The 26331-nt window shown below is 73.1% G+C and carries 14 protein-coding genes; 11 read left to right on the forward strand and 3 right to left on the reverse strand.

Features of this window, described 5'->3' with window-relative positions; all coding sequences use genetic code 11:
* Positions 1 to 75: 75 nt before the first annotated feature.
* Entirely contained in the window at positions 76 to 687 is a 612-nt protein-coding gene (locus ACYVAQ_RS00115) for a TetR/AcrR family transcriptional regulator (RefSeq protein WP_460786366.1), read from the reverse strand.
* 95 nt (positions 688 to 782) lie between these two features.
* Between ACYVAQ_RS00115 and ACYVAQ_RS00120 the strand changes: the two genes are divergently transcribed.
* From ACYVAQ_RS00120 to ACYVAQ_RS00135, 4 genes are all read left to right on the forward strand, one after another.
* Positions 783 to 1832: an oxygenase MpaB family protein gene (locus tag ACYVAQ_RS00120; RefSeq protein ID WP_460786367.1), complete on the forward strand. Its 1050-nt coding sequence runs from the start codon at positions 783 to 785 to the stop codon at positions 1830 to 1832.
* A gap of 2 nt (positions 1833 to 1834) precedes the next feature.
* Positions 1835 to 2074, forward strand: a complete 240-nt coding sequence (locus ACYVAQ_RS00125) for a hypothetical protein (RefSeq protein WP_460786368.1) — start codon at positions 1835 to 1837, stop codon at positions 2072 to 2074.
* 46 nt (positions 2075 to 2120) lie between these two features.
* A complete protein-coding gene (locus ACYVAQ_RS00130; protein ID WP_460786369.1) occupies positions 2121 to 2453 on the forward strand; it encodes a cupredoxin domain-containing protein in 333 nt (110 codons plus the stop codon).
* 63 nt (positions 2454 to 2516) lie between these two features.
* Entirely contained in the window at positions 2517 to 6272 is a 3756-nt protein-coding gene (locus ACYVAQ_RS00135; RefSeq protein ID WP_460786370.1) for an AAA family ATPase, read from the forward strand.
* Positions 6273 to 6279: 7 nt separating this feature from the next.
* On the opposite strand, the gene ACYVAQ_RS00140 is transcribed toward ACYVAQ_RS00135, so the two are convergent.
* On the reverse strand, positions 6280 to 15942 hold the full coding sequence (locus ACYVAQ_RS00140) for a C25 family cysteine peptidase (protein ID WP_460786371.1): 9663 nt from the start codon (positions 15940 to 15942) through the stop codon (positions 6280 to 6282).
* A gap of 270 nt (positions 15943 to 16212) precedes the next feature.
* On the opposite strand from ACYVAQ_RS00140, the gene ACYVAQ_RS00145 reads away from it, so the two are divergent.
* The 3 genes from ACYVAQ_RS00145 to ACYVAQ_RS00155 all read left to right on the forward strand — a co-directional run bounded on the left by ACYVAQ_RS00145 (position 16213) and on the right by ACYVAQ_RS00155 (position 21552).
* The gene (locus ACYVAQ_RS00145) at positions 16213 to 19329 is read left to right on the forward strand and encodes an MFS transporter (protein ID WP_460786372.1); all 3117 of its coding nucleotides are present in this window, start codon (positions 16213 to 16215) and stop codon (positions 19327 to 19329) included.
* A gap of 30 nt (positions 19330 to 19359) precedes the next feature.
* Positions 19360 to 21165 (forward strand): CocE/NonD family hydrolase, encoded by a 1806-nt coding sequence (locus ACYVAQ_RS00150; protein WP_460786373.1) that lies wholly within the window; start codon positions 19360 to 19362, stop codon positions 21163 to 21165.
* A gap of 108 nt (positions 21166 to 21273) precedes the next feature.
* Positions 21274 to 21552: a hypothetical protein gene (locus ACYVAQ_RS00155; RefSeq protein ID WP_460786374.1), complete on the forward strand. Its 279-nt coding sequence runs from the start codon at positions 21274 to 21276 to the stop codon at positions 21550 to 21552.
* Positions 21553 to 21562: 10 nt separating this feature from the next.
* On the opposite strand, the gene ACYVAQ_RS00160 is transcribed toward ACYVAQ_RS00155, so the two are convergent.
* Positions 21563 to 22663, reverse strand: a complete 1101-nt coding sequence (locus ACYVAQ_RS00160) for a hypothetical protein (protein WP_460786375.1) — start codon at positions 22661 to 22663, stop codon at positions 21563 to 21565.
* A 24-nt stretch (positions 22664 to 22687) separates the two neighbouring features.
* On the opposite strand from ACYVAQ_RS00160, the gene mshB reads away from it, so the two are divergent.
* From mshB to ACYVAQ_RS00180, 4 genes are read left to right on the forward strand one after another with little or no spacing between them, the layout of a single operon-like run.
* Positions 22688 to 23611 carry an N-acetyl-1-D-myo-inositol-2-amino-2-deoxy-alpha-D-glucopyranoside deacetylase gene (gene mshB, locus ACYVAQ_RS00165; RefSeq protein WP_460786376.1) on the forward strand — a complete coding sequence of 308 codons (924 nt, stop codon included), beginning with the start codon at positions 22688 to 22690 and terminating at the stop codon, positions 23609 to 23611.
* 1 nt (position 23612) lies between these two features.
* Positions 23613 to 23975, forward strand: a complete 363-nt coding sequence (locus tag ACYVAQ_RS00170) for a hypothetical protein (RefSeq protein ID WP_460786377.1) — start codon at positions 23613 to 23615, stop codon at positions 23973 to 23975.
* A gap of 7 nt (positions 23976 to 23982) precedes the next feature.
* Positions 23983 to 25641, forward strand: a complete 1659-nt coding sequence (locus tag ACYVAQ_RS00175) for a VanW family protein (protein ID WP_460786378.1) — start codon at positions 23983 to 23985, stop codon at positions 25639 to 25641.
* Positions 25638 to 26318 (forward strand): YoaK family protein, encoded by a 681-nt coding sequence (locus ACYVAQ_RS00180; RefSeq protein WP_460786379.1) that lies wholly within the window; start codon positions 25638 to 25640, stop codon positions 26316 to 26318. The genes ACYVAQ_RS00175 and ACYVAQ_RS00180 overlap by 4 nt, the downstream gene beginning before the upstream one ends.
* The last annotated feature ends 13 nt before the right edge of the window (positions 26319 to 26331 follow it).

Consider the following 26331-nt stretch of genomic DNA (forward strand, 5'->3'; position numbering starts at 1 on the left):
TGCCGCTGCGAGGGATTGACCTGGCCCGCTTCGCACATTTTGGCCGCAGGGGCCGTCAAATCACCAAACGGACCGTCAGCGGCGTGTCCGGCGGGGGAGCACCGCGGCCCGCACCAGGTCGTCGAAGAGCTCCGCGAGCTCGTCGTCGTCGACCTCGTCGGGGGCGGTGAGCATCCGCCGACCGAAGTGCTCGGCCGCGGCGATGACGGCCTCGGACGCGACGCGGTGACGGCTGGTGACGGGTCCGCCGTTCGCGAGCACCTGCGCGAGGCTGTCGCGCACCAGCTGCCGGCCGTCCTCGATGCGGTCCAGCACGACCTGCGGCGTGTGCGCGCCGGTCAGCAGGATCGGCGCCCAGGTGCGCGGGTTGCCGCGCACGGCGGCCGCCCACACGCGGGTGACCTCGGCGGGATCCGGGGTCGTGTCCGGGAAGGCCGCGAGGAGCTGGGTCAGCGCATCGGCGTACGTCCGGTCGAGGAGGTCGCCCAGCAGCAGCGGGAGCTTCGCGTAGGCGCCGTACACGACCGGCTTGGTGACACCGGCCTCCGCGGCGACGGCCTCGACGGTGACCCCGCCGTAGCCGACCCGGCCGATCAGGGTGAGGGCCGCGTCGAGGAGCTGCTGCTTGCGCTGCTCCAGGGGCATCCGGGCGGCATAGGTACGCCGGGTCCGCGTCGTCGTACCCATCGCGCCACCTCTTCCGGAGACCTCTTGACAACCATTGCTACGGCCGCGTAGAAAACATTACTACGCAGCCGTAGCAAATGTCGAGAGGACCTCCGATGGGGCGCAGGGACGTGGAGCCGGCCGAGGACTACGGGTTCTTCGGGCCGGACTCGGTCACGTGGAAGGTCTGGAGCTATCCGACCTCGTTGACGGTCGGGTTCATCCGGGCGGTGGTGGTCGAGGAGCTCGACCCCGACCTGGTCGCGTCGGTCGACAAGACCCACGACATCTACAGGCGGCCGCGCACCCGCTACGACCGCACGCTGCGCTACTTCTCGATGGTCGCGTTCGGCGGATCCGAGCAGACGCTCAAGGCCGCCGACATCCTGGTCAAGATCCACTCCAAGGCCATCGGCACCGAGCCCTACGGCGGCGGTCGGTACGACGCCAATGCACCCCACTCGCAGCTGTGGATCCACCTCACCGCCTGGCACTCGATCCTCTACGCCTACGAGCGCTACGGCCCGGGTCGGCTCAGTCCTGAGGAGGAGGCGCAGTACTGGGAGGAGTGCGCGGTCGCGGCCGAGCTGCAGACCTGCGACCCCGCCGACGTTCCCCGCACCCGGGAGGGCATCATCGCCTACTTCGAGCGGATGCGGCCGCAGCTGGTCGGCTCGCCGATCGCGGTCCAGGCCATGCAGCACCTGCTCAACGGCGGGCAGCTCGTCACGCCGCTGCCGCGCTGGCTCGCGCCGGTCACCTGGGTCAACAACAAGGTGCTGCGCGCCGGCGTCATCGCGACCCTCCCGCGCTGGATGCGGGACATGGGGGAGGTCCCGCAACCGCGGGTGGTCGACGTGCTGGTGCGCCCGGTCCTGATGGTCGCGTTCCGGCTCGCCCGCCTCAGCACCTCCCTGCAGGTGCAGCTGCTCCGGGCGCTCTCGCCGGGCAGCGTGCCGATCGTCGAGCCGGTGCTGCGCAAGGTCCCGCCGCGCACCCCGGAGGTGGTCACGCCGGCCGAGGCGCGCGAGCGCTTCGGCTACGCCAAGCCCGCCGAGGCCCACCTCGAGTGGCGCGCGCAGCAGCACGCCCGCGTCTTCGGAGCCGGTGAGGCCCCGAGCGACGCGGGTCTGGTCGAGTCCGAGCCGATCCTGGGGAAGCGATGAGCATGAGGTACGACGAGACGAAGACCGTCACCCCGCGCGAGGAGAAGGTCCACCGACCTGTCTCCGCGGGGGCCAAGGGACTGATGGTGCTGCTGGCGATCGCCGCGGTGGTGTACGTCGTCATCGGGCTCCGGTACGCCGCCGACCACACCCTCACGGTCGCCGGGATGTCCGGCCCCGCGTCCTGGGCCGGGTACGCCGCCCAGGTGCTGGGCTGGCCGGTGATGGCGTTGACGCACTGAACCTTCCGGCGTCGTACCTCGTGCACCGGGCATGAGGATCCGGAACTTGTTGCTCGCGCTCGCCCTGACCGTCAGCGGCCTGCTCGCCGTGCTGCCGACCGAGGCCCCGGCCCAGGCCGTGACGCCCGTGCACGTGGTGATGCAGAACATGGCGTTCTCGCCGTCGTTCGTGACGATCCACCTCGGCCGCACGGTCCAGTGGACCAACCGCGACCTCCTGTTCGCCCACAGCGTGGTGATCACCAGCGGGCCGCGGATCTTCCACTCGGCGTTGCTGCAGCCCGGCCAGTCCTTCTGGCACACCTTCCGCGTGCGCGGCACCTACCGCTACAAGTGCGGTGTGCACCCGATGATGCGCGGCACCGTCAAGGTGGTCTAGGCCGATGCCGGGTGCCTCGGCGAACTGCCCGGCTCGCGCGATCCGCGGTGCCAGAATGCGAGCGTGACCGCGCCGAGTCCGGACGACTGGCGACCGTATGCATCTCGGGTCACGGTCGAGTGGCTGCGTGACGCCCCGGACCTGGTCCACCGCCGGCTCACCGGGTCGCTGGTCTCGGCCGACCTCTCCGGCTTCACCGCGATGTCCGAGCGGCTCGCGGCGCTCGGCCGCGAGGGTGCCGAGCGGCTGACCGGCATCGTCAACGGCTGCTTCGAGGCGCTCATCGCCATCGCCGACAGCGAGGGCGGGGATGTGCTGAAGTTCGGGGGCGACGCGCTGCTGATCTGGTTCCCCGGGGTCGATTCGGCACTCGCGGCGGCGCGTGCGTCGGCGCGGATGCAGCAGACGATCCGGGCGCCGCGGTTCGCGCGGATCGGGCTGAGGATGTCGGTGGGCGGGCACTTCGGCGACTTCGACATGTTCCTGGTGGGTGAGCCGACCTGGCGTGAGCTGGTGCTGGCCGGCGCTCCCGTGACCCGCGCCGTGGAGCTGGAGTCGGCGGCCGAGGCGGGGCAGGTGCTGGTGAGCCCGGAGCTGGCGGCCACGTTGCCGCCGGCCTGGCTCGGCGGGTGTACCGACCACGGCGTGCTGCTCGCCGCTCCGGCGCTGCGTCGCCCGCGCGTCGTACCGGAGCAGGAGCGGGCGCCGGCCCCCGAGGAGCTGGTGTCGCCGGGTCTGCGCGACGACATCCGCGCGCTGTCGCGGCTCGGCGGTGAGCACCGGATCGCGTCCATCGTCTTCCTCGAGGTCGAGGGCACCGACGCGAGCCTGGCCGAGCACGGGGTCGAGGTGTTCGGCCGCTCGTTGGACAGCCTGGTCCGCGCGGTGCAGGGACTGCAGCGCGTGTACGGCGTGCAGTTCCTCTACACCGACGTGATCGCGGACGGCATCAAGCTGATCGCCTCGGCGGGCGCGCCGCGGTCGACGGTCGACGACGACGAGGCGGCGCTGCGGTACGCCGTCCAGCTCGTGCAGGGCGACCCGCTGAAGCGGCTCAAGGGCGGGGTCAACGGCGGCCGGATCTTCGCGGGCTTCCTCGGTGCGGCAGGGCGACGTACCTACACGGTCATGGGCGACCCGGTGAACCTCGCGGCGCGGTTGATGGCGCACGCGCGCCCCGGCCAGGTGGTCGCGTCGGCCGGCGTCGTGGAGAACGGCCGGGTCCGGATCACCGCCGACGAGCTGCCGCCCTTCCTGGTCAAGGGCAAGACCCAGCCCATCAAGGCGTATGTCATCCAGGACGTCGACGCCGAGCGGCTCCCGGATGCAGCGCCGGAACGGCTGCCGCTGGTCGGTCGGGAAGCCGAGCTGGCGGTCCTGCGCGGCTGGGTGTCCGACGCGGCGGCCGGACGGGGACGCGCGGTCGTGCTGTCGGGGGCTGCGGGCATCGGCAAGTCCCGCTTGGTCGAGGAGGTCGCCGCCGACGACCGGCTGTTCACGCGGGTCACCGTCGAGTGCCAGCCCTACCTCTCCACCACCCCGTACGCCGCCGCGAAGGTGCTGCTGCGGCGCCTCTTCGGCATCCAGCACAGCGCGACGCGGGAGGAGGCGGGGGAGGTGCTCGCCCGGACGGTGACCCGCGTGCGGCCCTCCCTGCTGCCGCTCCTGCCGCTGCTCGCGGTGCCGGTGGACGCCGCGGTCGAGCCGACCGACGAGGCCGCCGCGATCGCCGACGAGTTCGTCGTGGCGCGGACCCACGACGCGGTGCTCGAGCTGCTGACGGTCATGGTGGCGACGCCGACCCTGATCGTCGCCGAGGACGCCTACTACGCCGACGAGGCATCGGCCGCTCTGTTCCGCACCCTCGCGATGTCCGTCGCCGAGCACCCGTGGCTGATGGTCGCGGCCGCCCGGCCGGGCACGGCGGTCGTGCTGGGCGAGCTGGAGCAGGTCGAGCGGCTCGAGCTGGAGCCCCTCGACGCCGCGGCCGTCGCGGAGCTCGCCGCCCACGCGCTGGGCGATGCGTCCGTCGTACGTCACGACCTGGGGGCGGCCGACCGCGCCGACGGCAACCCGCTGTTCGTGCTGCAGCTGATGGAGGCCGTGCGCGCCGGCGTCGAGACGGCCGACCTGCCGGAGTCGGTGGAGCGCGTCATCGCCGAGCGCCTGGACCGGCTCGTCCCCGAGGACCGCACGCTGCTGCGGTACGCCGCCGTGCTCGGCCCACGCTTCGACACCCGGCTGCTGTCCCTGGTGCTCGCCGGCGCGGGCCTGCCCACCCCGGAGCCGGCGGCGTGGGACCGACTCGGCGACCTCGTCGAGTTCAGCAGCGAGAGCACCGCCTCCTTCCGGCACCTGCTCTACCGCGACGTCGCCTACGAGGCCCTGCCCTACCGCCCGCGCGCCAAGCTGCACCAGCAGGTCGGCGAGCTCCTCGAGGCCAGCTCGTACGCCGACGACGTCGGCCTGCTCGCCGAGCACTTCTTCCGCGCCGGCGACCACGAGCGCACCTGGCGCTACTCGGTCGCGGCCGGGGACCGGGCGTGGAAGCAGATGGCGGTCGCCGAGGCGATCGCCGCGTACGAACGGGCGGCAGCGGCGGCCCGCTATGTCGACGAGCTGCGGCCGACCGACGTGATGCGCGTCCACGAGGCGCTCGGAGACGCCCTCGAGCGGGCGGCCCGCTACGCCGATGCCGACGGTCGCTACCGACGGGCCGAGCGGCTGCTCGACGGACGGGCGGCCGATGCGGTCCGGCTGATCAGGAAGCGTGGCGTCCTGCGCGAGCGCAAGGGCCGCTATGGCGACGCGTTGAGGTGGTACCGCCGGGGAGCGAGGCTGGTCGACGACGCACTGCAGGCGCCCCTGCTGCTCGCCTCCGCAGGGGTCATGGACAGGTTGGGTCGGATCGACGAGCAGCTGACCCTGGCGCGTCAGGCGGCGGAGCTGGCCCGGGCCGCGGGCGACGTACCGACCGAGGCGCACGCGGAGATGCTGACGCACATGGCGCTCACCCACCTGGGCCAGGTGTCCCGGCTGGCCGAGGGCGAGCGGGCGCTCGAGCTCTTCACCGGGTTGGGCGACGTCCTCTTCCAGGGCAACGTGCTCAACAACCTGGGGATCTCCTACTACTACCGCGGTGAGTGGGTGGCGTCGGTCGAGCACTACCGGCTGGCGGGGGAGTGCTTCAGCGCCGCCGGTGACGTCGTCGCCGAGGCGACGGCGGACAACAACGTGGGCGAGATCCTGTCCGACCAGGGGCATGCCGACGAGGCGATCGCGCTCTTCACCTCGGCACGCGCCCGTTGGCTCGGGGCGGACTACCCGATCGGCAGCGCCGTCGCACTGGGGAACCTGGGCCGGGCGCAGGCGCGCAGCGGCCGCGGCGAGGTCGCTGTCGAGGCGCTGCGTCAGGCGGTCGACGAGATGGAGGCGCTCGGCGTCGACCAGTTCGCGGTCGAGTTCGGCCTGCGGCTCGCCGAGGCGCACCTCCTGGCCGGGAGCTCGGGTGAGGCGCGTGCCCAGCTCAAGCTGACCGCCCCCCGGGTCGACGACGGTCATGGGTTCCCCGGAGCCGACGCGACCGCCGCGCGACTGAGGACCTGGCTCCTCCGTCAGGAGGGGCGTCCGGCCGAGGCCCTCGTCTCGGCGCGCCGGGCTGCCGAGCTCGCCGCATCTGCGGAGGTCCGGTTCGAGCAGGTGCTCGCCCTGCAGGAGGTGGCCGAGCTCACCGGCGACGAGCACGTCGCGCGGCAGGTTGCGCGGGACCTGGAGGCGCTGGGAGTGGTCCGCCTCCCCGCACTCCCGGTCCCTCTCTAGACCCGGCTCACCCGATCAGGCTCGCCGACGCCGTCGAGCCGTGGTAGGTGTCCTTGCCCGCAAAGGTCGCGTTGTAGCGGCCGGCCAGCACCATCGCCACCGTGAAGGTGATGGTCGTCGGACAGGCCGCCGTACCGCTGGCGTTGGTCGTGGCCGTGCAGATCGTCGTCCCGTCCGGCAACGAGAACGTGATCGTCTGGCCGCTCAGCGCCGCTCCGGAGCCGTTCTTGAGCGTCGCCGAGATGGCACCGCTCTTGAGGGTCACCGTGCTGGTGCCTGCCTTGATCTGCAGCAGCGCCGCGGTCGCCGTCAGCGTCGTCTTCCTGTTGACCAGGACCGTTCCCGAGGCGCTCTGGCCGAGGTTGTCCACGATGCTCACCGTCGCCGTGGTGTCGACGTACGACGCCGGGTAGACGTGCGTCGCCGTCAGCGTGCCGCCACCGGATCCGTTGCGGGTCACCGTGCAGCCGGAGCCGGCCATCGCGCAGTTGGTCGTCGCACCGTCGCCCCAGGCCACGGTGCCGCTGTAGGTGAGCACGGTGTAGCCGGTGAACGGCACGGTCAGGGTCGTCGTGGACCCGTCCTTCGGCTTCGTGACGCCGATCGTCCCGACCGTCGCGGGTGCGGGCACGACGGTGAAGGTGCGGGTCAGCGTCCGCTGGCTGGGAGCGTTGCCGGCGTTGTCCGGTCCCGTCGTGACCACGACCGTGTGCTGGCCGGGAGGCAGCGGGACCGTGGACCCGCTGGTCACCGGCGAGCCGTCCAGCGTGGCGGTGCACGAGGAGGAACCCGACCCGGCATCGGGGCAGCTGAACTGGATCAGGGCACCCGGGGCGGCCGGCATCAGCTGGCCCACGGCCGGGCTGTCGAGCTGTGCCACCGGACCGACCGTGTCGATCGGGATCGTCGTCGTGGTCGTCTGGCCGTCCGCGCTCGTGATCCGCACGGTGTGCAGGCCGGTCCCGGACACCGTGAACGGTTGCTGGTAGCCGCGCGGCGCGGTCTCGCCGACGACCTCGTACACCAGCCGGCTGCCGCCGGTGGCGGTGATGGTCACCGGGCCGGTGAACCAGCCGTTGCCGCCCTGGGGGCCGCTCGGCGTGATGGTGACGGGGGCGGGGGTCCCTCCGTCCGGTGTGCCGCCGGTGGGGTTCGTCGTGGTCGCGCCCTCGATGGGGGCGTCGGCGAAGTTCTGCGCCTTGTCGGTCGTCACCGCGACGTTGCCGGCGGCGTCGACGGCCTGCACGATGAGCTCCAGGTTGCGACCGGTGGTCGGGATCGACCCGCTCCACTCGTCGGTGTCCCCGGTGCGGACGAGGTCGAGCGCGCGCCAGGTGGTCGCGACCCCGGCCGGCGGGTCCTCGAGCAGAAGCACGTGGACCCGCTTCACCCGCGAGGGCGTGCCGCGGTCGTCCAGCACGTGCGCGGAGATCGTCAGCGACCCGTTGATCACCGCGCCGGTGACCTGCGAGAAGGTCGGCGGCGTCCAGTCGTCGTTGCCGGCGGGCGGCAGGTAGGTCTGGACGTCCATCGACTGGTAGGTGCGCTGGATGCCTCTGCCGTCGGCGCTCGTCGTCCGGAAGTAGCCGGTCGTGGCAGCGACGTGGAACGTCCGGCCGGCCGGCTCCAACCCGTCGTTGACGGAGACCGCTCGGGTCGGGAACGCGGTGTCCACCCCGACGTCCACGCGCTCGCCCGAGCTGTCCACGATCGGCTGAGCGACGTACGGGTCGGTGTCGGGGGTGTCCACGCTGGTCAGGCCCAGGACCATGCCGTCGTGGGCGTCCAGCCCGCCGGGCAGCGCGTACGTCGTGTCGACCTTGGGCTCCACCGGCCGGTTCTGCACGATCGTGACGCTGTCCTGGTTCGTCGCTGGGTCGACGGCGGCGATGTAGGTGGTGCCGCCGGTCCCGGTGCGTTGCACGTAGGTGGGCTCGAGATGGGTGGTGACCGAGGACAGACCGGTCGCGCCGTCGGGCACGAGCACCGCGGACGGCGGTGCCGGCACGGCCGGCGGGTTCGCGACGTCCAGCCGGTAGAACGGCAGGCCGTAGAACGTCGTCTCCTCGACGACCTTCTCGTCGTACGGCGTCTGCACCGACAGCCCGGAGAAGTAGGCGTTCTTCGCGTAGAGCAGCGCGTCTCCCACGGTCATGCTGCCGTTGAGGCGTGCTGCGAACTCCGACATCAGCGCCTCGGAGTACGCGACGGTGTCGGTGTCGCCGTAGCCGTAGCCGGTGTTGCCGACGAAGACGCCGCCCTGGCTCGAGACGGCCTGCGCGAAGTCGAGCGCCCGTTGGTCGCCCGCCCCCAGCAGCAGGTCGCTGGCGGACAGGCCGCTGTGGCAGCCCATGGAGAACACGACGGATCCGGCGAGGTCGCCGTTGAGGGCTCCTCGGACGGCCGCCGCGGTGAACAGGTCGCTCTCGTTGTGCGCCGCGTTGCCCGCCCCGGGGAGTGCGTTGTAGTGGTCGAAGTGGGCGTTCAACGCCAGCAGGTTCGGCTTGATCGTGCTGATCGCGTTCTCCAGGTCGGCGCGGGTCCACGTCTCGGAGATCATCGAGCTGTTCGTCGAACCGTAGGTCTTGGCGACGTTCCCGGCGACCCGCTGCGCACCGTCGGACAGGAAGTCGTAGCCGGTGACGAGACCGGTGTGGACAGCGAGCTTGCCGTTGGCGTTCTGGAAGTCGGTGAGCTGGTCGCCGATCTCCTGCGGGGACTCGACGAGACGGCCGACGGCCGCGTCCGGCACGTAGAGCGTGCGGTCACCGAAGGCGTAGGGCGAGCGGTCGACGTACGGGTTGTCGGACTGGACGTTGTTGTTCGCGAAGGTGGCGAACAGCGCGTTGCCGGCGTCGTCGAAGTATGGCGCGTAGTCGGACTCGTTCGCCTCCTGCGTGCTGTCGGGGACGCGGGCGAACGGCACCGCGTCATCGCCACCGACGAGCACGACGTTGGAGATGGTGCTGCCTGCCGCGCGGTAGCCGTTGAGGATCCGAGCGATCTCGCCGACCACGCCGTTGGCCCCGGAGCTCAGGCAGGGGTGCGCGTCCCACTGGTCGTAGGCCGCACGCACCGCGGGGTCGGCGTCGACGGTCAGCACGGCGGCCTTCTGCCCGAGCGACTGCCCGTTGAGCCAGGTGGTGAAGGTGCTGAGCCGGCTCATCAGCGTCGCGGTGCGGTCCTCGCCGTACAGCCCGGCCATCCGCGACCGGTCGACCACGAACACCGTGTTCGTGCCTCCCGGCAGGCTGGTCGGCAGCGAGGTCCCGAGCTGACCCGGTGTGACGGTGCGCGCGGGGCAGGAGGGGAGGGGCTGGGGGCCGAAGCGCTTGAGACGCAGTGCGTAGGGCTGGTTGGACGATGCGGCGTTGTAACCGGACACGACCAGGTAGTAGGTGCCGGTCCGGGTGAGCTGGTCGGTGTCGATCTGCTCGTTGGCCCGGCCCCGGTTGAACGAGCCCTGGACGACCGCGAGGTTGCCGAGGTCGCTCGGCCGTTGGATGTCGTCGCCGACCACGGGTTCGGGGCTCTGCGTCCCGTCCTGCGTGCTGGCGGGCAGCTGGGGGCCGCCGGTGTCGGCGACCGGGTCGTAGCGCTTTCGCGCGGTCGGGACGATCGTGCTCTCCCGTGGCGCGTAGAGGACCGCGTCGTAGTCGGCCGGCAGGTTGCTCAGGCTGATCGCCACGCGGCTGCCGGGGTCGGTGACGTCGAACTTGTAGACGTCCAGGTCGCCGGCGTGCGAGAGGTGGGACATCACGATCGTGTCGTCGGGCAGCGGGGTCGCGGTGGCGACGCTGTCGTTCGGTTCGAACGCCTCGCGGACCGTGCCGCTCGCCGCGTCGGTCGCGACCTCGTCGTCGTCCACGAGATACGCCGTCGCGCGTGTCGACACCGGGCCGAGGCTCATCGGAGCGTCCATTTGGAAGGCCAGCGACTGGGGGGCGTTCGCGGGGACGTCGGTGAAGGTCCAGGTGGCGGTGCTGCCCTGGATCGCCGGCGTCAGCTCGTCATCGGAGGCGTCGCCGGTGACCGAGTCCGGCTCGATCCGGGCGCCCGGCGGGAGCTCCACGGTGACGCGGACGGTGCGCGGCAGCCCGTCGGGTGCGTCGGCACGGTAGGCGACCGTCACCGGCGAACCGTTGGGGGAGGCGTCGAGGGCCTGGGCCTCGACCTGGGAGAGGTCGAGGTTCTGCCACGGGTACTGCTGGGGGTTGATCAGCGCGAGCAGGAGGTCGCCGAGCGTGACCTGTCCCGCGTCATCGGCGCCGAGGACCGACAGCAGGTCGCCGAGGGTCGTGTCGCCGTACTCGCCGAGCTCGCCGAGGGTGACGTCGTCCCAGTCGGTGACGTCGCCGACAACGCCTGCGGGCAGCGCCTGTGCGAGCGCCGCGCCGAGCTCGTCGCCGGAGTAGGTCCCGCCGCCGGGCTTCTGGATCGCTGCCGCGAGATCACCGAGCCTGATGCCGGCGAGGGCCGGGGTGAGGTCGCTCAGGTGCAGGTGGTTCGCCACCGTGTCGACCTCGCCGAGGGTGACGTCGTCCCAGCCGGTGAGGTCGGCGAGCGTCATCCCGCTGCCGTCGACCGCCCCGACGACGTCGTCGGCGGTGTTGTCGATCAGGTGCTGGGCGAGGTCCGACAGCCGGAACCCCGCGAGCTGCTGCTGGAGGTCGGTGAGCGTCAGGTAGGGCCAGATCCGGTCGAGGTCGCCGAGGGTCAGGTCGTCGTACCCCCCGAGATCGGCCAGCGTGCGCGCGCCGAGCGCGTTGCGCAGGTTGTCGCCGGTCATGTCCGCCGTGGACCCGACGAGGTTCCCCAGCCGAGCACCGGCGAGGTGGTCGGCCAGGTCGCCGAGCTGAGCGGTCGCCTTGAGGGCCCCTGCGGCCGCGACGTCGGCCAGCGTCACGGAGGGGTCGTCGCACGCGACCACCGAGCAGTCGGCGACAGCAGCACGCTGGACCGCCGTCAGCGTGGCCAGCGAGATCCGCGACAACGGGCTCGCCGCCAGGTCGATGCGGGACAGCGGGATCCGCGAGAGAGGCGTGCCGTTCACGGCGATCGTGTCGATCGGGATCCGCGACAGCGGGATGCGGGAGAGCGGCAACGACGACAGCGGGATCCGGGACAACGGGACCGTGCTGAGGTCGATCCGCGACAGCGGGATGCGGGAGAGCGGAGACCGGGCCAGGTCGATGCGGGAGAGAGGGATCCGCGACAGCGGCGTACCGCCGAGGTCGATGCGGGACAGCGGCACCCCCGAGAGCGGGATGCGGGAGAGCGGCAGCGACGACAGCGGAATCGTGGACAGCGGGACCGCGCTGAGGTCGATGCGTGAGAGGGGGATCCGCGACAGCGGAGTGCTGCCGAGGTCGATGCGGGACAGCGGGATCGAGGTCAGCGACTCGCCCGACAGCTGGATCCTCGAGAGGGGGAGACCCGCCAGCGGGATCCGGGACAGCGGGATCCGGGAGAGCGGGATGCGGGAGAGGGGGATCCGGGAGAGCGGGATGCGGGAGAGCGGGATCCGGGAGAGCGGTGAGCCCGCCAGACCGATCCGGGACAACGGGGTCCCGGCGACGGGAGAGGTCGACAGGTCGATCCGGGACAGCGGGATGCGCGACAGCGGGATCCGCGAGAGAGGAGCTCCTTGCAGGCCCACGGAGAAGATCGTCACGGCGTCGTTGCTGGCGGCCGTGGGGTTCGCGCAGTCGAGACCGAGCGCGGCGGTGTCGGCGGACGCGCCGGCGAGGGCCGCGCACCACTGGGCGACGGCGCTCGACGGCGATGCGGGGTCGAGGGGGATCCGCGAGAGCGGGATGGCCCCGAGAGCGATCGCCGAGAGCGGGATGCGGGAGAGCGGCGTGTCTGCCAGCTGCAGCTGGCCCAGGGTGAGCGCCTGCACGCCCGGCACGTCCCACACCTGGTCGAGCGAGACGCTCTGCAACGGGAGACCGGCGAACGCGGTGCCGGCCAGCAACGCCGCCCAGCCTCCGTCGACCCCGTCGAGACCGATGCGGGAGAGCGGGATGCGCGACAGGGGGATCCGGGACAGCGGGATGCGGGACAGGGGGATGCGCGACAGCGGTGAGCCCGCGAGGGCGGTGCCGAGCGGCGCCTGGCTGAGGTCGAGGTCCCCGATGGACGCTGCTGCGACGGACCCGTCCGAGGTCGCGTGCTGGGTGAGCAGCGACGGCTTGAGGAAGGCGGTCTTGAGCTGGGACGCACCCACCTGCAGGTCGGCGGGCACCGACACGTCCACGAAGGCCTGCGGCCCGGGAGGCGGTACGACGCCGGAGGTGTCGTAGGTGAACACCGCCCCCGAGGCGACGCCCTCGATGTCGGCCTGCGGGGCGCCGACGACCGCGCCGCCGTTGGCCGGCCAGTTCGTGACCGAGTAGCCGAACTGCGCGGCAGGGTTGTTCGCGGCCGGGATCGTCAGGACGCCGCTCTTCGACCACTGGGCGGAGCCGTCGGAGCGCACCCGCGCGACGTACGTCGCCGCGTCGCCGCCGTTGACGCCGAAGGTCTGCGGGGTGCCGACGACGAGGGTCGGCACGGAACCGCCGTGGTTGAGCGACAGCCCCAGCCCGATGTCGCCGAAGCTGGTGGGCCGGACGTCGGCCTCGCGGACGGCGACGTCGCCGATGATCCGGTAGATCCGGACGTGGTAGATGTTCGTGTCGTCGGCCGGGGCGTCGCCGCTCACGGCGTACCGGTTGCCGACGAGGGTCAGGCCGATCGGCTTGCCGGTGTCGGACATGTTCATCGGGAAGGTGCCGACGGCGGTGAGGTTCGTCGCCGGGTTGCCGTCGGTGAAGCGGGACAGCCCGCTGCCGTCCGACGGGGCGACGAGCACGTTCGTGCCGTCGGCGGCGAGGGCCTCGCCGAAGCCGACCGAGCCGCTGGGAGCGCTGACCGTCTCCTGGGGGAGGTAGTTGAGGACCGAGGTCGTCGGGGTCGCCTTGTCGAAGCGGTAGACCGCACCGGCGTCGCCGCCCGCGTTCGGCGACCCGACGAGCAGGGTGCCGTCGGCGGTGAAGGTGAGGGCGGAGCCGAAGCTCGCGCCGGCCTGCACGCTGCTCAGGGTGCTGAGCGGGTTGCTGTTCTCGCGGCCACCGGCCCAGATCTTGTACCCGTTCTGGTACGCCGTCCCGGGCGGCCCGTCGCGCCCGAAGAGCGCCACCGAGCCGGCGTTCGTGATCGTGGTCGCGGCCGCGGCGCCGTTGCCGTCGGGGTCGAAGTAGCTGTCCTGCGGGTCACCGACGGCGACGGTCAGGCCGATGTCGTGTCCCTGGGCGTCGCGGGTGACGTGCAGCGCCACGGCGTTGCCCCAGGTGGTGCCCGTGCTCTTGATGCTCGAGTACGGGAAGAGCATCTGCTCGAAGGTCCAGGTGCCGGTGGCGTCGCGGTGGTAGATCGCGACCGCGCCCTGGCCGAACCCGCTGCCCCGGCTGCTGCCGGGCAGCGTCACGGCGAGCTCGTCGCCGTCCTGGGCGACCGCGGTGCCGAAGCCGTCCCCGTCCAGGATCGAGGCGAGCGGCTGGACCTCGGTGGAGACGGCGTACGACGTGCCGGTGCGGTGGAACCCGACCACCCGCCCCACGAGGGTCTCGTACGCCGTACCGAAGGACGGCGCGCCGACGAGGACGTCGTTGTCGCTGGCGGCCAGCGCGCCGCCGAAGCCCTGGGCGAGGCCGCCGTGCTGGTCGCTGGCCGTGGCCGGCACCAGCCGGGCCGTGAAGGTCCCGGCGGTCGCCGGGCCCGAGTTGGCCCGGGTGTAGCCGTAGACGGCCCCGCTCCTGCCGGTTGCGATCGCCTGGTTCGGCGCGGACAGGTAGAACCGGCGCCCGGCGGTGTCGATGGCGACCCGGGTGCCCATCGCCGAGCTCGCCACGGCCTCGTTGGCCGTTGTCGTCGGGTCGTCGGGGATGATCCGCTGGACCTGGTTCCACACGTAGGTGCCCGGGCCGGCGGTCACGGTGAAGAGGTAGCCCGCGCCCGTGCTGCTGTTCTCGAGGGGCGCGCCGACCACCACGGTGTCGTCGGGCGCGACCGCGACCGAGGAGCCGAACTTGGCCCCGGCGACGGTCGGGGACGAGGTCAGCCGTTGCTCCTGCGTCCACGTGCCGCCCTGGAAGTTGTACGTGCGGACCGACCCCTCGTTCGTGGTGGTGCCGAACGGGGCGGGGTTGGCGATCGTGCCGCCGGTGTGCGTCTGGACGCCGTCGTCGCCCGGTGCGCCGATCGCGATCGCGCCGGTCGGGTTGATCGAGACGCTCGTGCCGAACAGCTGCAGGATGTCGCGGCTCGCCGGCGGCTGGGTGATGCCGCCGGGTGGGTCGATGCGGGCCTCGAAGGCCCAGGGCGTCCCGAACGCGCCGGTACGCCGGAAGACCTCGGCCGTGCCGATCTGCTCGCTCGGCGCGCCCACGCTGCCGTCGGGGTTGAGCGTCCGAACACCCTGGTCGCCCGCGTTCGGGTAGCCGGCGACGAGGAGGCCGGAGCCGTCGAGGGTGTCGATCCCGGCGTCGATCGCGGTCGGGTTCAGGATGAACGCTCCGGCCGGGGACACCCCGGTCAGCGGCGGCTGCTGGACCGGCTGCGAGGTCGGCGCGACGGTGTCCGGGTCGCCCGCGAAGGTCCACGACCAGATGGCCCCGGTCGACATGATCGCGAAGACGGTGACACCCGCCGCTTCCGTGGTGATCGCGACGCCGGTGTTCGTGACGCCGGCTGTGCTGTGCTGGTAGTCGGCCAGCTGGGCGACGAGGAACCACGAGCCGTTGCCGTCGGTGTCGTGGTAGACGTCGATGTGTCCCAGCCGGGTCGGGCCGGCGTCGAGGTGGGCGCCCGGCTCCTTGACCGCCATCCACCGGCCGCTGACGTCGACGTCCGTGCCGAGCTGGTTGCCGTTCGCGGTCGCGGGCGAGCCGATCACCTGCACGGCGTCGAGGTCGGGGTCGACCACGACCGGGTAGTGGGCGTGCGCGTCGTCGATACGGATCGCGGTGCCGGACCGACCGGTGGTGAAGTACGCCGGGAGCCGGTGCCCGCGCGCGTCGCGGACCACCAGCCCGGCGTACGAGATCACGGCGCCCTTCGGCGGCACGAGGGACAGCGTGGTGCGGGACGCGCGCTGGACGGCCGCTCCGCGGATGCCGAGGGTGAGCGTGAGCGGCCCGGAACCCGGCTGCCGCGCGGGGATCGTCCAGCCCTGCTCGAGGCCGGTGGCGCGGCTGTGCACCCACTCGTTCGCGGCGCCACGGCGGGCGATGGCGGTCTCGTCGGTGGCGATCGGCGGGACGGCCGGCAGCGTCGTGGCGGTGCCGGCCCGCCCGAGCGACGTCGCGGTGATGTGGACGGTGCCACCGCCGGTGCGGGGCCGCACGGCCAGCCCCTGTCCGTCGTACGTCGCGCGCAGGCCGGCCGCTCGGTTGACCAGGTGCAGCGAGCCGTCCGCCGAGCGGCGGAAGGCGCTGGGACTCGGCGCAGGGGAGTGGGACTCCGCCGCGCTGGCCGAGCCGCTCGTGACGGCATGGCCGATCCGCTCACCGGCCGCGATCAGCCGGTCCATCGGACCGGACTGGATGAGCAGCCCGCAGGCCAGCGCCATCGCGGCCGCGATCGCAGCCTGGGGCCTCTGCAGCTGGACGCTCCGTGCTCGCGCCATCGCATGTCTCCTGTGCTCAAGGGGGAACCTTCAGTGAGCGGTCCACGCCGAGCCGTCGGATCATCCCGAGCTGTCTCGGAGTCAAGCACCCTTTACGGCGGGCCGACAGTCATCTGATTTGTGTTCTCGCTGACAAAGCCGTAATGGATGCGCAACCATCGGAGCGGCGCGTCGTGCTCCCGACGTCGCCGGCAGCGCGCGAGTGCTCGGGAACCCGCTCAACCAGGCCTGATTCCGCCATTCGGGGAACCTCGGGCCGAGGAGGTCCCGTTGACCGCTCGCACCGATCCGACGCCTCTGTCTGTCCCGTCACAGTGGGGATCGACTGGTCCAGACCGGCGCGCCCAGCGCTCGCGCGGCGCGCTGCTCGTCGCGTCCTTCGGAGCCTTCCTCGCGTTCCTCGACGCGACCATCGTCAACATCTGCTTCCCGGCGATCCAGCAGACCTTCCACGGCTCGTCGACGAGTGCTCTGGCCTGGGTCCTCAACGCCTACAACCTGGTCTTCGCCGCGATGCTCGTGGCCGGCGGCCGGCTCGCGGACGTCATCGGCCGTCGCCGGATGTTCTCGATCGGCGTCGCCATGTTCACCGCGGCGTCGGTGCTCTGCGCGAGCGCGCACTCGCTCGACCTGCTCATCTTCTGGCGCGTCTGGCAGGCGCTCGGTGCCGCGCTGCTGGTGCCGGCGTCGCTCGGCGTCGTCATCCACGCGGCCACCGAGGAGCGCCGTGGCCACGCGGTCAGCCTGTGGGGCGCCACGGCGGCCCTCGCGGCCGGTCTCGGCCCCCCGATCGGTGGCGCGATCGTCGCGGCGTCGAGCTGGCGGCTGGCGTTCCTCGTCAACCTGCCGCTCGGTCTGGCCGCGCTCTGGTTCGGCTCCCGGCTGATCGACGAGAGCCGCTCGCCGGGCAAGCGCAGCATGCCCGACCTGCCGGGCGTCGGCGTCCTCGCGCTCGCCCTCGCGGCCCTCAGCCTGGGCATCATCCGCGGCCCGGACTGGCACTGGACGTCACCGAGCACCCTCGGCTGCTTCGCGGTCGCGGGCGCACTGCTGGTCGTCGTCGGCCTGCGCACCGTCCGCCACCCGGTCCCGGTCGTCGACCCGTCCCTGCTCCGGATCCGTACCTTCGCCGTCGCCAACCTCGCCACCGCACTGGCCGGCATGGGCATGTACGCCTACCTGCTCAACCACATCCTCTGGCTCACCTACGTCTGGCACCTCCCGCTCTGGAAGGCCGGCCTCGCGGTCGCGCCCAGCGCCCTCGTGACCGCGCTGGTCGCGCCCCGCCTCGGCGAGGTCGCGCAGAAGCACGGCTTCCGCAACGTCGCCGTACCGGGCGCGCTGGTGTGGGTGGCGGGTCTGTGGTGGTTCGTCCACCACGTCGGTACGTCGCCGCACTACCTCCACGACTGGCTGCCGGGAGCGATCCTGGCCGGCGCCGGGGCCGGGGCGACCCTGCCGATCCTCGGCAGCGCAGCGCTCGCGGCGGTCCCGGGCGGGCGCTACGCGACCGCGTCCTCGGTGGTGTCCGCGGTGCGGCAGATGGGCGGCGTCCTCGGCGTCTCGGTCCTCGTCGTCATCGTCGGCAAGGCCTCCCCGCTGCACCCCGCGGCCGCCGTCGAGATGTTCCGCGACGGCTGGCGGCTGTCGCTGTGGTGCTTCGCCGCGGTCGCCGTCGCGGCCGCGCTGATGACCCGGCCGGAGGCCGTCGACGAGGGCACCCCCGCTCCTGCGGAGCCGCAGCTGCAGCACAACGACGTCGCGAGCGCCGACCAGCGCGGAGTCGGGCAGCTCTCCGCGTTCCGCGACATCGCCCCCGAGGCCGTCGACCGCCTCGCCGCCGTGGGGGTACGCCGGGAGGTGCTCGCCGGCGAGGCGCTCTGCCGCGCGGGCGAACCCGCCGAGGTCGTCTACGTGGTGGTCGCCGGCCGGATCGCCGTCGTCAGGGCCGGTGTCGTCGTCGACCGGGTCGGCGGGGGAGCGGTCGTCGGCGAGCTCGGCGTGCTCGCGGGCCGCCCCCGCTCCGCCGACCTCGTCGCCGAGCGCGACTCCGTGGTCGTCGAGGTCGGTGTCGGCGACCTCCGCTCCGCCCTCGAGGAGGTGCCGGGCGCCGGCTGGGGCCTGGCCGGGATGCTCGCCGAGCAGATCGCCCGCCTGCCCGCGCCCGCCCGCCAGGCCGGACCGCCCTCGACGATCGCGGTCCTCGGTCTCGGCAACGCGCCGGCCCGCGACGCCGCGGCGAAGCTCGCCGACCTGATCGGGGTCCACCGCACGGTCGCCGTCGTGGACCGGCCGCTCGACGCGAGCGCACTGGCGGCGGTCGAGGCCGACCACGACCGAGTCCTGCTGGTGGCCGGCACCGACCCCGCGCACGCGGACTTCTGCCGGCGGCATGCCGACGTGGTGGTGCTCGTCGCCCACGGCGACCCGCGCGGCGTCGCGCCGGTGCCGGGGTGCGAGGTGCTCCTCGACGGTCCCACCAACCCGCGCCGCGTCACCGCCTGGATGGACGCCACCGGTGCCCGCCGCGTCCACCAGGCCGCGCTCGGCGGACGCGAGCAGCTCGCCGCCCGGCTCGCCGGTCGGTCCCTCGGCATCGCCCTGGCCGGTGGTGGCGCCCGTGCCTTCGCCCACATCGGCGTGCTGCACGAGGTCGAGGCCGCGGGCGTCGTCGTCCACCGGGTCGCCGGCACCAGCGTCGGCTCCTACGTCGGCGCCCTGTACGCCGCCGGCCACAGCCCCGCCGACATCGAGGCGATCGTCCGCGAGGAGTTCGTCCACCACAACCCGGTCGGCGACTACGGCCTGCCGAAGTACGCGCTGTCGCGTGGCGGCCGGATCGCCGCTGCCGCGGCCCGGGTGTACGGCGATGCCACGGCCGAGTCGCTCCCGCGCGAGCTCACCGTGATGGCGACCGACATCCACAGCCACGGGGCGGTCGCGCTGCGCCGCGGCCTGCTCCGCGACATCACCCGGGCCTCCGCGGCGGTGCCCGGCCTGCTGCCGCCGGTGGTCCACGAGGGTCGGGTGTACGTCGATGGCGCGGTCACCGGCAACCTGCCGGTGCTCCCGCTGGCCGGGGAGTCGGCCGGCCCGGTGATCGCCCTCGACCTGTCGGTCGGGAGCGGCGAGCCCCGGCCGCGGAACGCCGGCGCGCCGCGCCCGCCCCGGGTCCCCACCCTCCCCGAGACGCTCATGCGGACGCTGCTGTTCGCCGCGGCCGAGGAGAACCGGCGCGCCGCCAGGGCGGCCGACCTCGTCGTCCGCATCCAGACCCGGAACATCGGGCTGCTGGAGTTCCACCAGATCGACACCGCCCTCGAGGCGGGCCGGGCCGCGGGCCGCCGGCTGGTCGCCGAGCTCGCCGAGCAGCCGCTCGGCACGTAACGCGCGTCACACACCCGTCGTTGGACGCGCATGCGGAAGACCCCCTTGTACGCCGCCACGTCGGCCCTCCTCCTGGCCGGTGCGCTGGCGCCGAGCACCCTCGCGCACGCGGTCGCCGCGCCGGCGTACTCCGTCACGACGCTGCACTTCAAGGTCGTCGTCGGCCCGAACGACGACCAGACCTGCGACATCGTCGGCGACCTCTACCAGCCCGCCGACGCCTCGCCCACGCACCGCGTCCCGGCGATCCTGACGACCAACGGGTTCGGCGGGTCGAAGAACGACCAGGCCGGCATCGGGGCCGCGTTCGCGTCGCGCGACTACGAGGTGCTGTCCTACTCCGGCCTCGGGTTCGGCGGCTCCTCCTGCAAGGTCACGCTCGACGACCCCGACTACGACGGCAAGGCCGGCAGCCAGCTGATCAGCTACCTCGGCGGGGAGTCCGGCATCGCCTACACCGACGCCGCCCACACCACCGCCGCGCCGGCGCTGGACGTCGTCCAGCTCGACGACGGCGCCACCCTCGACCCGCGGGTCGGCACCATCGGCGGCTCGTACGGCGGCGGCTTCCAGTTTGCGACCGCCAGCGTCGACAAGCGCCTCGACACGATGATCCCGATCATCACGTGGAACGACCTGAGCTACAGCCTCGCGCCGAACAACACCGACCAGACCACCGCGACCGGCGTCACCACCGCCCACTCGGGTGCCGCGAAGCTGATCTGGGCCGCGGGCTTCTCGCTGATCGGCATGACCGGCGACATCACCAACCAGCAGGTCCCGCCGGACCTGCTGGCCTGCGCGAACATGGCCGACTGGATCTGCCCCGGCCTGGTGTGGGCCGGCACGACCGGCTACACCGATCCCGCGACCACGGCGCACCTGCAGCACGCGTCGGTAGCGTCGTACATGGCGAAGATCAAGATCCCGACCCTGCTCATGCAGGGCGAGAACGACACCCTGTTCAACCTCAACGAGGCCGCCGCCACCTACCGCGCCCTGAAGGCGCAGGGCACGCCGGTGAAGATGGTCTGGCAGTCGTGGGGCCACTCCGGCTCGACCGCGGCCCCCGGCGAGATCAGCCTGACCTCGCCGGACCCGGCGACGCAGTACGAGACCGCGCGGGTCGCCAACTGGTTCGACCACTACCTGAAGGGCGCCGATACCCCGACCGGGCCCAACTTCGCCTACTTCCGCGACTGGGTCGGCTACTCGGGCATCGCCACGCCGGCGTACGCCACCTCGAACAGCTTCCCGGTCGGGACCGCGCGGGTCTACCGGCTCTCCGGCACCAACGGCCTCGTCACCGGTACGACGCCCAGCGCCGCCGGCAGCCAGACCCTGGTCACGCCCGCGGCCGGTGCGCCGACCAGCCTGAACAACGCCGACGTCCTGGGCAGCTACCTGGGCACCGCCCCGAGCCTGCCCGGCGACCTGCCCGGCACGATGGTGCACTGGGACACGGCCGCGCTGGCCTCCCCGGTCGACGTCGCCGGCTCGCCCACGGTGCGGCTCCAGGTCAGCGCGCCGACCGCGGCGCTGACCCAGGCGACCGGGGAGTCCGGTGAGCTCGTGCTCTTCGTCCGCGTCGCCGATGTCGCCCCCGACGGCACCGCCACGCTCATCCACGGCCTCGAGGCGCCGGTCCGGATCCCTGACGTCACCCAGCCGTTCACGGTCAAGGTGCCCGGCATCGTGCACCGGTTCGCGGCCGGTCACCGGATCGAGCTGCAGGTCGCCGGCGGCTCGGTCAACTACCGCGGCGGACTCACCCCGGTCCCCGTCACCGTGGCGTCGGGCTCGACCCAGACCCTGAGCCTGCCCGTCGTCCCCTGACCCCCTCTCTCGCGAGTTCTGGCTTCTGGTCCCGCGAATCCGGCCTCGTGGTCAGCCGAAACCCTGGTCTCGGCTGACCACGAGCCTGAACTCGGCGATGATGGGGGCGTGCGGGGCATCTTCTTCGACGAGGACGAGGCGCGCGCCGCGGTGGCGGCGCTCGTCGCCGACGGCTACCGCGCCGAGCTGAGCCGCGAGCGGCTGGCCGGCGAGGACGACGACGAGGACCACCCCTGGGCGGTCACCACCGACGCCCCCGCGATCACCCTCGAGCTCCTCGTCGAGAGGTACGACGGCTGGCTGGACGCGCCGCCGCCCGAGCCCACCCGTGTGCAGCTCCCGCCCGCGCCGTTGCCGGACGCGCCGAAGCGGATCAAGAAGCCGTAGCTCAGCCCGATCAGCTGGGCGGGCAGGCCGCCGGACCGCCCCCGGTGATCTCGGTGCTGACGGCGGCGCGGGGGCCGGTCGCCCAGGTGGACGCGATCGACTCGAGCGATCCGTCGTGCGCCACGGTGAACGTGCCGAGGTGGCTGAACGGCTGCTGCGAGCGCAGCTCCTTGCCCTGCGCGATGAGCGCCTGCCGCGCGGTCGCGTCCGCGGTGGCCTCGTCCGCCGACCCGAACTCCAGGTAGCTCGTCGTCGCGAGCGGGTCGCCGGTCGCCACGAGGGCGCGGGCGGTGGGGTGGCCGAGGGCGTCGTACAGGGGGCCTGGCCTGGTCGGCCTGTCCGTCCCGTACGCCGTCACCTGCTGGCAGATCCCGCTCCCGGTCGACATCGCCGCGAACTCCGCCTTCTCCGCCTTGTCGAGCAGCGGCGAGAACGCGCCGGGCTGCTTGTCCAACGAGGTGGCGTCGCCGTTCGCGACCGCGGCGACGTCCGCCAGCGCGGCCGGGTCGCCCGACCCGACGACGAGGTGGTCGTCGGAGTCGATGAGCACGTCGGTCATGGCGGCCGGGTACATCCCCGCCACCAGCCCGGTGTTCGGGTCCGCGGCCTTGGCGAAGTCGATCGTGTAGCGCGCGAGCCCGTCGACGGTGTCCTTCTTCCAGCCGTGCTCGGTGAGGCTGCGGTCCAGACCGCTGAGGTCGAGCTTGTCGCTCGTCCGCCAGAGGTACGCCGACCGCGCGTCCGCCCCGGAGCCCCAGCGCGCCGCCGCCTCCCAGCGCACGTCGAGCTCGTTGAAGGGGGCGTCCTTCATCACCGTCAGGTACGTCGCCAGCTGGGTCGTGCCCCATCCCTGGTCCGCGAACGCCTTGTTGTAGGCGACGATCTGCTCGTCGGTCGCGTCGCGCCCGCTGATGTCGACCCCCAGCCGCTTCGCGACGGCCTGCCGGTCGGTGAACACGATCGCGGTGGTGTCGGACGGCAGCAGCTTCGCGGCCGCGTCGATGTGCGGGGTGTCGTGGAAGAGCCCGCAACCGGCCAGCCCCGTCGCCACGGTCATCCCGGCGGTCATCACTGCGATCGTCACGGCGACACGGCGCACCCCACGCTGCATGGGCGCGACACTACGCTGGGCACCATGAGTCAGACGCCGGGCCTCCGCATGCTCCTGGTCCACGCCCACCCCGACGACGAGTCCATCGGGCAGGGCGCCACGATGGCCCGGTACGTCGCCGAGGGGCGCGGCGTCACGCTGGTGACCTGCACCGCCGGCGAGATGGGTGAGGTGCTCGTTCCCGAGCTGGCCCACCTGGCCGCCGACCAGGACGACACGCTCGGCGAGCACCGCAAGGGCGAGCTCGCGAACGCGATGAAGGCGCTGGGCGTCACCGACCACCGCTTCCTCGGTGGCTTCGGCACCTACCGCGACTCCGGCATGAAGTGGCACGAGGACGGCTACGCCGTCGCCGCGGACGACATCCACGACAACGCGTTCTGGTACGCCAACCTCACCGAGGCCGCCGCGCACTTGGTCCGGGTGATCCGCGAGATCCGGCCGCAGGTGATGGTGACCTACGACGAGTTCGGTCAGTACGGCCACCCCGACCACGTCCAGGCCCACCGGGTCGCCACGTACGCCGCCAGCCTGGCCGCCGTCCCGTCGTACCGGCGCGACCTCGGGGAGCCCTGGGACATCGCCAAGATCTACTGGGGCGCGATCTCCGAGACGCGGCTGCGCGAGGGGCTGCGGCGGTTGCGCGCGGCCGGCAACACCACCGCCTTCGAGGGCATGGAGCCGGACGGCGACCTGCCGCCGATGTTCTGCAAGGACCAGGACATCGCGTGCGAGGTCGACGGGTCGGCGTACGTGCAGCAGAAGGTGGCCGCGCTGCGCGCGCACCCCACCCAGATCAACCCCGAGGGCGGGTTCTTCTCGCTCAACGACGAGCTCGGCGCCGAGGCGCTCGCGGTCGAGCACTTCCGGCTGGCCAAGGGGACGCTGGGCCCGGTCGGCGAGAACGGCTGGGAGTCCGACCTCTTCGCCGGCATCGACCCCGACTGAGGTGCGCTGGCTGGGCCGGCTGGTCGTCGCCGCGGCGACCCTGCTGCTCGGCGGTGCCGTGTCGCTGTTCACCGTCGCGCTGCACGGCTACCCGTGGGGGTTGGCGCTCGGTCTGATGACGACCGCGGCGACGATGGTCGCGCTGCCGGGCGGCTGGGCGCGGATGCCGTTCGCGCTCGGGTGGTCGGCCCTGGTCGTCTACGCCAGCCAGGTCCGTCCCGAGGGCGACTTCGTGATCGCCCAGGACGTCGCCGGCTGGGCCGTGCTCGTCGCGGCCGTGGTCGTCCTGATCGCCGGGATGATCGGCGCTCGGAAGCGGTCGCCCGTCGTGCCTCCCGAAGGAGGGCCCGCCGGCTCCCGATAATGCCGGTGTGAGCTTCTGGGAGGACTCGTCCGCGCCGGTCGTGCTCGACCGGTTGGGGCGCGTCGAGCGCGAGCGGGCCGGGCTGTCCGTGGTCGTCGTGGTGGTGCTGCTGCTCGGCGTCCTCGGGGGAGCCGGGTACGTCGCCGCGCACGCCGCCGCCGGTGACCGCGTCCCGCGCGGCACCACCATCTCCGGGGTGGACGTCGGCGGGCTGAGCCGCGACGCCGCGATCGCCCGGCTGCAGGCGGCCTTCGCGGCCCGTGCCCACACCCCGATCACCCTCGCCGCCACCGACGCGACGGGCGCCGACCGCACGGTCACGATCCGGCCCGCCCAGGTGGGCCTGCGCATCGACGCGGTCGCCTCGGTGGACCTCACCGACCCGGTCCGCAGCTGGCACCCGCAGCGGCTCTGGGACTACTTCAGCGACGCCGCGCGGCGCGACGCCGTCGCCCTCGTCGACACCGACCGACTGGCCGCCCGGATCCGCACGATGTCCGGTGGTTTCGGTGCTCCGCCGGTCGACGGCCGCGTCGTGTTCACCGCCCACGGCGTGCGCGAGATCCCCGGCCAGGCCGGCGACGCGGTCTCGCTCGCGGCCGCGGTCGACGCGCTCGAGACGGCGTACCTCTCGGGGCGGAGCCGGGCCCAGGTGCCCCTCGTGCCCGCGCCGCCCGCCATCGACCAGGCCGACCTCACCGCGGCGCTGGCGAGCTTCGCGCACCCGGCCATGTCCGGCCCGGTGACGCTCGGCTTCGGTGCCCGCCGGCTCACCCTCCAGCCGCGCCAGTACGCCGCCGCGCTGGCCATGGTCCCGCAGGACGGCCGCCTGGTGCCGCTCCTGCACTGGCCGCGGGTGCTCGCCCTCGTCGCCCACGCCCGCACCGCCATCGCGCCGCGGGACGCCACCGTCCGCCTCGTCGGCGACCGGCCGCGCGTGGTCCCGGCGCGACCCGGCAGCACCTTCACCGATGCCGCGGTCGTCACCGCCTTCCGGTCCGCACTGACGGCGCACGGAGCGGGCCGCACCCGCGCGGTCACCGGCACCTCGACCCAGCCGACCTTCACCGCCGCGGACGCCCGGGCGCTGGCGATCCGCACCCCGATCGTGTCGTTCGCAGCCCCGGTCGCGAGCCCGGCCGACAACGCCCGGGTGCGTGCGGGGGTGGCCGCCGTCCAGGGCAGGGTGCTGCGCCCGGGTGACGTCCTCCGGCCTCCGCCGGGCGCGGGAGCGCTCGCCGTCGCCCTCTCGGGCGCGGCCTTCCGGGCCGGCCTCGCGGACGTCACCGCGGACCTGCCGGTGGTGGTCGACCCGACCGTGGGCAACGACGTCCCGGCGCAGCAGCAGTTCCGCAACGACAGCCCCTCCGGCGTGCTGGTCGACGTCGCCCTCACCCCGGCCCGGCCGGGCCGGCCCGGCACCGTGCGCGTCCGGCTGTGGTCGACGAAGGCCTGGACCGTCACCCTCCGTCGCGGCGCCCGCACCGACCCCGTGCCGCCGCCGACGCGCACCCAGCACGGCAGCGCGTGTCGTCCGAGCGCCGGCAGCGCGGGCTACACGGTCGCCGTCACCCGCGTCTTCCGCCCGGTGGGGGAGGCGGCGGTCGACCACACCGAGACCTTCCGATCCGTGACCGCCCCGGTCGCGCGGGTGGTCTGCCGGTGAGGCGGCTGCGCGCGGTGCCCGTGCACCGGATGCACCTGTTCCTCATGCTCGCCCTCACCTTCACGACCGGCATCAACGACGCGGTCGGCTACCTCGGCCTGGACAAGGTCTTCACCGGCAACATGACCGGCAACGTGGTCGTCCTCGGCATGGCGCTCGCGGGCGGCTCCGGCCTGCCGGTCCTCGGCCCCGCGCTCGCCCTGCTCGGCTACATGGCCGGGGCGGCGAGCGGTGGCCGCGCGATGAGGTACGCCGGCACCGGCTGGACCCGTCCCGTCACGGCCGCCCTCGCCGCGGTCGCCGCGATCATGCTCGCCCTGGGCGCCGTGCTGCTGCTCGTCGACGACCCGACGCACGGCGTCATGGTCGCCGTCACGACCTGTGCCGCGGTGGCGATGGGCATCCAGGCGGCGACCGCCCGGCACGTCGCCGTCGCTGACATCACCACCGTCGTCGTCACCTCCACCCTCACCGGCCTCGCCGCCGACCCGTTCCGCGGCGAGCACCGGTCCCGCGCGGCCCGGCGCTTCGGCGCGGTCGTGCTGATCCTCCTCGGCGCGCTTGTCGGTGCGCTGCTGATCAGGGCCGAGCTGGGGCTCGGCCTGGTGGTCGCGGGCGTGGTCATCGCGGCCGTCACGACGCTGGGTCACCTGAGCCGACCGGTGGACGGTCTGTGACTCATCGCACAAC

The organism is Nocardioides maradonensis (assembly GCF_054777115.1).